At 42.2% G+C, this 10,847-nt stretch carries 6 protein-coding genes; all 6 read left to right on the forward strand.

Going from position 1 to position 10,847, the window contains the following annotated elements:
- The first annotated feature begins 4 nt into the window (after nt 1-4).
- The 6 genes from MUY27_RS20210 (at nt 5) to MUY27_RS20235 (ending at nt 10,654) form a co-directional block, all read left to right on the forward strand.
- Nucleotides 5-997, forward strand: coding sequence for a pyocin knob domain-containing protein (locus MUY27_RS20210; RefSeq protein ID WP_245133257.1), 993 nt, complete (start codon nt 5-7; stop codon nt 995-997).
- A gap of 16 nt (nt 998-1,013) precedes the next feature.
- Nucleotides 1,014-2,015 carry a hypothetical protein gene (locus tag MUY27_RS20215; protein WP_245133259.1) on the forward strand — a complete coding sequence of 334 codons (1,002 nt, stop codon included), beginning with the start codon at nt 1,014-1,016 and terminating at the stop codon, nt 2,013-2,015.
- 17 nt (nt 2,016-2,032) lie between these two features.
- Entirely contained in the window at nt 2,033-2,809 is a 777-nt protein-coding gene (locus MUY27_RS20220) for a hypothetical protein (RefSeq protein ID WP_245133261.1), read from the forward strand.
- 20 nt (nt 2,810-2,829) lie between these two features.
- The gene (locus MUY27_RS20225; RefSeq protein ID WP_245133263.1) at nt 2,830-6,558 is read left to right on the forward strand and encodes an RHS repeat domain-containing protein; all 3,729 of its coding nucleotides are present in this window, start codon (nt 2,830-2,832) and stop codon (nt 6,556-6,558) included.
- Nucleotides 6,559-6,587: 29 nt separating this feature from the next.
- Entirely contained in the window at nt 6,588-10,025 is a 3,438-nt protein-coding gene (locus MUY27_RS20230; RefSeq protein WP_245133265.1) for a DUF6443 domain-containing protein, read from the forward strand.
- Nucleotides 10,026-10,087: 62 nt separating this feature from the next.
- Complete coding sequence (locus MUY27_RS20235) at nt 10,088-10,654, forward strand: hypothetical protein (protein WP_245133267.1); 567 nt, start codon at nt 10,088-10,090, stop codon at nt 10,652-10,654.
- The last annotated feature ends 193 nt before the right edge of the window (nt 10,655-10,847 follow it).

Consider the following 10,847-nt stretch of genomic DNA (forward strand, 5'->3'; position numbering starts at 1 on the left):
AACAATGAAAAACTTAGTACTCGTCTTTTTTTTAATATTAGTTATTAAGTCAGTTAAAGCCCAAACCACTTGGGGAGACTCGAACTCTCGTACAGATTATCGGGATGATGCGGGGCTACAAGGTAATGCCGGAGCCATCTCTGGTTTCTATCAAACATACAACCCTATAAATTTCCCGTCTGGTGCAAATTCCTGGTGGCATTTATTAGATGTGAGGCATAGTAATCCGGCTAACAATTATGCAATGCAAATAGCGGGTAGTTTTTTTGATCAAAATTTATATTTCCGTAAGACGAATAATAACGCAGCCCAAGCTTGGTCAAGAGTAATTGTCGAAACTCCGGATGGAAAAGTTGGCATCGGGACAACTAATCCGGGATCTAACCTGACAATTAAAGGTATTAGTGCTGGTGTGAGTATTCACTGTGTTGGTCAGGGTTATTTCGGTAGCCTGGCGTTCAATCGCGAAAGTGCCACCGGATCCATTTTCGATCCTACAGGCTATGCCTATCAGATTAATAATGGCGGGCCGGATAAAAGTCTTCATTTTCAGATTTACAACGGTAATGGAAGTGCCGTCACAGGCGATGCGTTAACGCTATCCCCAAGCGGTAATCTGGGCATATCAACCGCTGATACCCACGGGTACAGACTGGCCGTTAATGGCGCTGCGATCGCTACTTCAATCACGGTTAAAGAGTTTAATCAATGGCCAGATTATGTGTTCAAAGCCCAGTATAATCTTACCAAATTATCTGACATTAAAACTTACGTAGATCAACATCACCACTTACCAGAAATACCTTCTGCACAGGAAATAGAAACCAACGGCGCGAACTTAGGTGAACTTGTCAAATTGCAGATGAAGAAGATCGAAGAACTGACGCTTTATTTGATTGAGAAGGATAAGAAAGATCAAAAACAGCAACACGAAATTAACAGACTTAAACAGCAGGTGACAGCCTTGCTTGCGGGTAAACACCATATACGTAACTAACGTGACGAACTTTGTTATGAAGAAAATAATACTTGCTTTCATATTGTCAACTATTTCCCCAGCATTTGCTTTTTGTCAGTGGCTCAACCCTGTTCAACTAGGTGATATGAACAATTGGTCTTCACAGCCTGGCTTAATTGGCTGGTACGGAACCACTACTAATGCACCAAATGGACAGACTTATGGTAGCGGCGTGCAGTTTACCCTGCCACAAGATGGTCGGTTCGGCGCTCAACTCGTAATCCCCACCTTCGACAACCAAATGTACTACAGACGTTATACCGCTGGCTATTGGAATTCATGGGTCAAAGTTTGGTCCGAGGACAATTTTGATCCCGACCAGTATCTTGACCGTTCCTATCCTTACATCAGCGCTGCAGGAAGTCCTAATAGTTTTTCAAACGGCTACACTTTCGCATATGCGGTATCCGGAACTCCTTGGAATGGCTCACTGATTAGTTATGGTGGATTCGGTGGGGATTATGACACACAAATTAGTTCAGATTATGGTCCTGCCGGCGGCAGACATATTTCTTTCAGGACAAGAAATGGTGATATCCAAACATGGAATCCGTGGTACGAATTTTACCATAGCGGAAACTTAAATAACGCTAATTCGGATTTTACAGCAAAAACAGTGAATTGCGCTAATGTTTTTACCAATGGTAATATATGGGCAAAGGAAATAAGGGTGGCAGCAGCAAATCCTTGGGCGGACTACGTCTTCAGGTCTAAGTACCGTCTTGCCAGTTTAAGTAGAGTAAAAGATTACATAGAAAAGAATGGGAGGCTTCCTAACATGCCTTCATCTGTCCAAATATCAAAGGATGGTGTTGATGTTTACGCGATGTTAAAACTACAGATGAAAAAGATTGAGGAGTTAACGCTGTATTTGCTTGAGAAGGACAAGGAAATTAAAATATTGAAACAGAAACAGGTAAAGTCAGATCAGCAAAATAATCATGAATTTCAATCGCTAAAAAAGCAGCTAAGCAAATTAAGGATACAATCACATTAATTCCCCAACTCTTGAATATGAAAAAACTCACATTATTAGTCGTAATTTGCTTCCTTCAGCTTACACAAGCTTTAGGACAGGATTTAAACGGGAGTAGCATAGCTATTCAACAAGATCCGGGTAGTGATCAGAACCAATCATTAACGCCAATAGCGTTAACTAATCGGGGACAAAACGGTATTCCCTATACTTGGAAAATATATACATCAGCAGTGGGTGGCGGATTTGGCGTCAGGCCAAATGCTTTTGAAGTATGGGAGTATCCGCCACAACTGATCCCTAATTTGAGTTGTTGTTTGCAGCGTTTTGTTATTGATAAGACAAATTCGGCTCAGTGGAGCCCTTTTATTATTGATAGTCGCGGTGGATTAGCCCTAGGAGGCTATGCTAATGCAGGTTCAAATATCCTTTCTATCAACGGTAATGTAGGTATAGGAACTACGAATACCCAAGGCTACGCGCTGGGAGTCAACGGTACTATCCATTCACAACAGATCAAGGTGGATATGAACGGGTGGTCTGATTACGTTTTCAGGCCTAACTATAAATTACCAAGCCTACAGCAGATTAATGTTTACATAGATCAGAACCACCATTTACCCGAAATACCGTCTGCGAAAGAAATAGAAAAGAACGGTGCGAACCTTGGCGAGTTGGTCAAATTACAGATGAAGAAGATCGAAGAGCTAACCTTGTATCTCATCGAGAAGGATAAGAAAGACCAAAAGCAACAACAGCAGATTAACTACTTACTAAAACGGTTGAAAACCGGAAAAGATAAACTAAACCGATAAACCATAGCCTTATCAATTTTATGATGTTGAAGCAAAAAATAAGATTAATTGCAAAGAATGATCCACAATCAACAAGCCTGAAAGCTGTTTTTTGCGCACTCTTCTTCTTAGTACTAAGGATCGGAGCTTACGCGCAGCAGGGTAATTTAGATTATTACAAATCGGTATCTGTTGCATCTCCTAATGCAGCCGCTTTAGGTAAATATGGCGATATTCCGGTTAGTAACCATACGGGTATTCCAAGTATCAGCATACCACTTTATACGGTAAAAGAAGGTCCACTAAGTTTACCTATATCCCTAAGCTACCACGCTTCCGGGCTTAAGGTTGAAGAAACGGCAAGTTGGGTAGGGGCTGGCTGGTCACTAAACGCTGGTGGTGTAATTACCCGTTCTGTACGCGGCCTGCCTGATGATTACCGAACATCGGTTCAAACTAAGGGATATTTTAAAGACTATGGTTATTACAGTTACCCGGAATCTTTTCAGACTGGGCAGAATCCTTTCACTAGTTTGGATTTTTATTATCAGGGTTTTGAGAACGGCATGTTAGACAGCGAGCCCGATCTTTTCTTCTTTAACTTCAATGGCTATTCTGGTAAGTTTTACTTCAGGGATGATCGCACGGCTATTATTCTTCCGCAGCAGGATATCAAAATTGAATACGATTTTCGGGATCAACGCAGTGTGAATGGGCACTATCAAGGTTTAAGCGGCTTTATTTTAACTACCCCAGATGGTAATAAATATTATTTTGGTCAAAAGCCAGGTAATAACTCAGACGACCAGATTGAGCTTACAACGATGGCTCCAAATGACCCGCAAACAAATCCGTACGGTGATCCTGGTATCACTTCATCCTGGTATTTGTACAAGATAACGTCTGCTGATAACCAATTCGCAATTAATCTCTCTTACAGTCGAGAGAAATATGGATATCATTTTGTAGCAACGAAAGACATTACCGGCAGTACCACTTACACCTCTGGTTCAGAATTCTCTTTGGCAAAAAATTATATTTCAGGAGCAAGATTAAGTTCTATTTCAAGTACGAATTGCAAAGTTGATTTTATCACCGGTGCCGCGAGGGCGGATCTTAGTTCACCTGATCAAAATGGAAGCTCACTAAGCGATCTACCCAATTCAGACGCTAAGGTTTTAGGTGCTGTATCCATCAAAAATAGATTTGCTCAGGAGATAAAGAAATTCAATTTCAATTACGATTATTTTTATGATACATCACCTTTACCAACCACTAATTCGGGATTTAATACCGTTGTCACCAGCGACCAAAAACGCTTGAAACTTTTGAGCGTTCAGGAGACAGACGGCACCAATACATTTCCCCCGTATAGTTTTGACTATTTTTCCGAAGCTGTTCCGCGCAGGCTTTCTTTTGGAAGAGATCACTGGGGGTTTATCAACGGAGCAAATAATACCGGCCTCATTTCCTCTTTCAATGTAAATGGAACTACTGTGCCTGGGGCAAACAGGGAATCTGCCTGGCCAGCCATGCGGGGTGGAACTTTAAAGAAAATTACTTATCCGACAGGAGGGTATGTCGCCTTAGATTTTGAACCTAATACCTTTTGGCTTTCTTCGGGCGTTAACGCAATGGTCGGGGGATTGAGGATTAAAAGGATTACCAGGAACGATGGCATTACAGGCGTTGATCAGGTAACTGATTATGATTATGGTGACCAATATGGTGCTGGCAATTCTTCGGGTATTCTTTACGGTAAACCGACGATTGCACAAATTCTTAGAAATGATCTTAATGCACGATATCTGCAGGATGAAGGTTCTACACTTTATGGGTGTTTTGCAACGCCAGCCAGTTGGGTACTCTCACCTACAACAATCAGACCGATGGATGTTACGCAGGGCTATCATATTGGTTATAGTCAGGTAAAAGTCAGCGAGTCGGGTAACGGTTATAAATTATACCGTTATTTCGGTCAGCCTTTTTATAATGTAGTCCATGATGATGTGGCTTACCGTACTATTGCAAATACAGCAGCTTGCGACCCCGACGCGCCTAATTGGCCTGCCGCGCCGTTTCCTTTTGACGAAACACGGGGAGAGCTGAGTTATGAAGCATTTTTTAATAACAGTGGACAGGAATTACGAAGAGTAGTCTATGATCCAGCTAGTTATACAACAGATCCTGTTAAAACACCCGCCTTCATCACCAGATTGCCTCCGGGGACAAGCACGTTTTGGGGAATTACTAATTATGAGTTGACCTCTGAACGAAAGACTTATCAAAAGGTAACGGAAACAAATTTTGATAATATACACAATACATCTTCAATCGTAACTACAGAGTATTTCTACGAGAGCCCTTTTCATAACCAATTAACAAAAAAGGTGTTTACTAATTCTAAAGGAGAGGTGCTCACTACGAAATACAGTTATGCAAAAGATGTCAGGGTTGCATCTGCAGATGCTTTGCCGGATGGTTATATCCCTTACACTTCTGCAATAGCTAATGCGCAGATAGCCTATAATTCCAGGTATTTGCAGTGTAACAATAGTTCTGATACCCATTGTAAGGTATATGCCTATCATGCTCTGCTATATGATTATGCAAATGCGCGTAAGAATTACCTTACCGCGCTACGTAATAAGAACTATTCTAATGCTTCAAGCCAGTACAATAGTTTCGTGGCTTCAGCAAAGAACAACGCGGATGCCAGTTTGAAACCTGTGCTGGAAATGCATGGACTAAACATTTTGGCGCCGATCGAAATCAGCACCTGGCGCGACAACAACCTGATAGCCGCAAATTTTACCCAGTTTGATTACGGTGCCAACTCTGGTACAGCGGTCTACCCGTCGGTATTAAAGCAAATCTATTTGACCACGCTCTCCAACGCGTTTACCCCTGTTGCAATGGGTAGTGGGGGAACCACGCTCAGCCGCGATTCGCGTTACGAGGATGCAAGTTCGCTGAAATTTAACCAGGGAAATATTGCACAGGTAACTAAAAGCCACGGCAGGCCCGCTTCTTATGTTTGGGGATATAATAACACGTTGCCTATAGCAACTGCAGCAAATGCCGCTTCTTCTGACATTTTCTATGAAAACTTTGAAGATGGCAACGGCATTGGCGCCGGCGATGATGCCAGAACAGGCCATTACAGTTACAACGGAAATTACACGAAAACCTTAACCGGACTTACAAACGGTAGTTATATGCTACGTTATTGGATCAAGAACGGGTCGGCGTGGCAGATGCAAATTAATGCGGTTAATGTAAGTAACGGTAGCTATACAATCAACCTGAATGGCCAGATAGATGATGTAACCTTCTACCCGGTTGGTGCACAAATCACAACCTATACTTACGACCCCTTATCCGGCATGACCAGCAGTACAGATCTGCGCGGTATCACTACTTTTTATGAATATGATAGCTTTCAGCGCTTATACCGGGTGAAGGATCTTTATGGTCATATTCTAAAGCAATATTGTTACAACTATGCAGGGCAGGCTACAGATTGTACCGTACCAAACGCTGTGTTAACGCCTCCGGCTGCTACAGGCAATACAGGTGGAGTGGCTAATTGTAACGGCCCGGACCAGAAAGTAATTGATGGGGTATGTGAAACGGGGCTTAAGGTATATACCGGATCTTCTTATAACGGCTACAATTATACCTGTACCTATCACTATCAATGGTCGGATGCCAGCATTAGTCCAAATTATACAGAGAATTCTTCCAGCGAATGTGCTGTTGATCAATAACTAAACCACTGTCCATTAAATAAAAAGCAATGGCTTACCTATATCACTTTTTCTATACAATCAGCAAGCGGACTGCCCTTACTATCGGCTTATTCTTCATAAGCTTAAGTTTGGCTGATGCGCAAACATTGGTCACCGCGCCGATGACATCGCCCCCCGCTCCGGGAGAGTATTACAATTATGCCGGTATTACGCTTAGTCCGGGTTTTTCTTTTACCGCGCAACCCGGGCAAAGTCTGCATTTATACATTGCCCCGGCGCCTGATTGCCAACCCCTGGCGATGCAGTTTACCAATAGTAAAAACTATGTAGCTACGTTTATTCCAAGGGATTCTACGGTTTCAAACGCAGCTGCGGGCAGCCTGAGCAGCTGCCAGGTGATGCCTGCCGTGCAGTATTTTGATGGTTTGGGCAGGCTACTACAGACCGTACAGGTAAGGGGTGCCACCAGTGGTGCGGATATGGTGCAACCCGTAGTTTATGATCAGTATGGACGGGAGGCTGTCAAATATTTGCCTTACGCTATAGGCACATCCACACCAGGCGCGTACCGCCCCGGCCCCATCGGTGACCAATCCACCTTTTATAATACCGCTGGCATGGGTTATTTAAGTTTTAATACCCCCTTTGCGCCAGTAGGTTTTGAACCCTCGCCGCTTAATCGCGTAGTTGAACAAGGCGCACCTGGTGCCGATTGGCAGTTAGGACAGCATACAGTAAAAACTGCTTACGGAACAAATGGTAACAATGAAGTAATACTTTGGCAATGCACATTAAATGGGAACGGTGCGACAGGAACAGGCTTTTACAATTCAGGAGAGCTAACCTCGACAACAATAACAGACGAGAATGGCCACCAAACGATTGAGTATAAGGACAAGGAAGGGCATGTGGTTTGTAAAAAAGTACAATTAGATGCCTCCACTTATCTGGCCACTTACTACGTTTATGACGCGTTTGACAACCTGGCTTATGTAATCCCTCCGATACCACCTGTATCGCAGCAGGGAATGGATTATCCCACCAGCTTTAATGAGCAGAACGATGTATTTATAAAGTACATTTACGGCTACCACTATGACGGTAAAAAAAGATTAATAGAAAAGAAAATACCGGGCAAAGGTTGGGAGTACCTGATCTACAATGACCTGGATCAGGTAGTGATGACGCAGGATGGTGTGCAACGCGCCCGCTCGCCGCAGGAATGGAACTTTACCAAGTACGATGCTTTGGGAAGGGTAATTATCACCGGCATTTATTATGACGACCAGCACGGTGGGCAAGCCAATACACCTTATCGCACAGCTTTTCAAAGCGTGATTGATTATTATGACAACCAGGGCTGGCGGTGGGAGAGCCGCGATAACAGCAGCGCCACCGGTTATACCAACATCTGTATGCCGGGCGGAACATGGCCCTTGCTGAGCATCAATTATTATGATGACTATAATTTCCCCGGCGGTAATACTTACGGCTCAACAGCATCGGGTATTAGCGGGCAAACAGCAGGCCTGTTGACAGGCACCAAAATACGTAAACTGGACGATGGCGCGACCCTGTTAAGCATTAACTATTACGACCAACGTGGCCGTGTTAGGGAGAGCATTGCCCAGAACCACATTGGCGGGGCCGACCGGGTGATTACCGATTATGATTTCACTGGGGCGATCACGCAGACTACCCGTATACACAACAGTTCCAGCGTAGCCAACTTACAGATTATTAACCAGTACGATTACGACCATATGGGCCGCAAGGTGGCCAGCAGGCAGCAAACCGGGGCCGGTAATCCGATGATAACCCTTAGTAAACTGGAGTATAATGAAGTGGGGCAATTGTGGAATAAAAGGTTACACAGTACAGCTGGAGCTTATCTGCAAAACATCGCTTACGATTACAATGAACGGGGATGGTTGAGAAATAGCAAAGCAGAGCAATTTGCCATACAGCTGAATTACAATAGCGGTAGTAATGCACAGTGGAATGGGAATATCAGCTCGCAGGTATGGGGAACCTCTGCAAACCCGACTCAGCATAACTATGCTTATAGCTACGATGCCTTGAACCGGATTACCAGCGGAACTTCTGACGAAGCCTTTAATGAGAGTAATATCGGTTACGATTACTTAGGCAATATCCTAAGCCTTACCCGTAATCCGGGCGGTACCAATACTTATGCTTATAATGGTAACCGTTTAACAGCAATTTCTGGCTTTGTTAACAGTTCTTACGTTTACGATGGGAACGGTAACCAGACAGATGATAGCGGTAAGGGTATCCATATTGATTATAATGTGTTAAATTTACCTAAAACCGTTACCAAGGCTTCTACAGGCGAGGTAATGAATAATGTATGGCTATCCACGGGAGCAAAGGTTCGGAAATCAGTAGGAGGATTGGTAAGGGATTATGTGGGCGGTATCGAATATAACAACGGATCAATAGAGTTTATACAAACCGAAGAAGGCCGTGCTGTGCCGACAGGAAATGGTGGGTTTAGCTATGATTATATGCTGAAAGACCAGTTAGGTAATACACGTGTCTTGCTGAAGCAGGATGGTACGGTGCTGGAACGAAACGATTACTATCCCTTCGGCCAACAGGTATACCGCCCGACCAATACCACACCTTCACCTGAAAACCGCTATAAGTATAACGATAAAGAACTGCAGACAGAAGTAGGTTTAATGCAATACGATTACGGCGCGAGGTTTTATGATCCTGTAATTGGGCGTTTTGCTACAATAGATGTTAAAGCAGAAGAGGCGAGGAGATATAGCCCTTATGGATATGCTATTGATAATCCAATAAGATTTATAGATATTAATGGTGAAGGACCTGGTGACCGTGTTAAAGCAGCAAGAGAGATGACAGGATCGCCATATAAACAAGAAACTGGCGTGTTGAGAACTGGAGGGTTTGACGACGCTTTGCGATGTAAAGATTGTTCCGAATTTATAAATAGAGTTTTAGCCGCCGACGAAATAACTAACGAGGTCTTGAGCCAAAACACCGCTGAAATGCAAACTTTTTTTGCAGATTCGAGAAAATTCATACACTCAAACACTGCACATGTCGGAGATATTGCGTTATGGAAGGGACATGTCGGATTAGTGTCAGAAGTCGATAAAAGTGGGCGCATTCGATTGATACACGCTCGGGGAATAGGAAAGTTGGCTTTAGAGAACAAATATTTCGCAACTCCGGAGCAATATAGAGATTCAGAATTTTATGGTTATTATAGACCTGTTAATGAAACTCCGGACGGAAAAGATTTAAACAAGAAAAAGTCTGATAATTCGAAAAATTCCGAAAGGGACAAGAAGAATTACAAGACTAACTCAGAAAACTTTGTTCCCAATTCTGAATGGTTAGATATGGTCTTGCAATTAATTCACATCAGAGTTGAAGCAGATGAATCGAAAATTATGAAAATAGATAAACAACCCTCATCAAGTAACCCATGATTACGTTTTATAAAATCTTTTATTTGTCTACCATTTTCTTTTTGCCATATCTCTCAAGAGATATGGCAAACCTCGAAAGTACCGATAAAGCTATTCAAATCATTTCTGATTCAAATCAAATTATTTCCAAGTTAAAACATGAGAAAAAAAGTTTAGATATTGAAGATCTAACCATTACTAAGGATACTCTGGTAATTGTATCATTAAATCGTAATGTGTTTTACCCTTTTGGTCGGCTACGACTAGAAAAAGATTTTAGAAATGCGCTGCCTGGATTTAAATTAAGTAATAAATATTATCATGACAAAAGATTTGGAGATATAAAGCTAAAAAGAATGGTAAATATCAAAAGCTATTTGACCTTTTACAAAGATGACGAGACCGGTTATTATGAAATAGTATCTGGATTATTGGAGGGAGATAATTTACATCTTACTGGAATTGGGAACATTGGAAGTACGTTCTCGTCTGTATTAAAACAATGGTTTATTTCTGACGTGACTAGATTGTTAAAGGGAATTAAAGTTATTAAGGTGGTATCGGGAGTAAATGGAATTATTTATTATTGTTTTTTTAACAATAACGCGTTAGAATCAATTAAGATTCAAAGTGATTATATATTTAAATAGGATTAAAAGAATATACATCTGACATAGTTGTGCGACAGCCACTATAATTCCCCGTGCTGGCGCGAGCTTTTAGTGGCTGTTGCACAACTAAGGTACAATTAGTATCTTAAAGCATGCAAGGGAAGAAACATTATCAGGAGAAACTGTTTACCAACTTTCAATTGTCAGAGCGTATTCCTTTAGATAATCTTTA

The sequence above is a fragment of the Mucilaginibacter straminoryzae genome (genome assembly GCF_022953055.1).
GTDB classification, from domain to species: Bacteria; Bacteroidota; Bacteroidia; order Sphingobacteriales; family Sphingobacteriaceae; genus Mucilaginibacter; species Mucilaginibacter straminoryzae.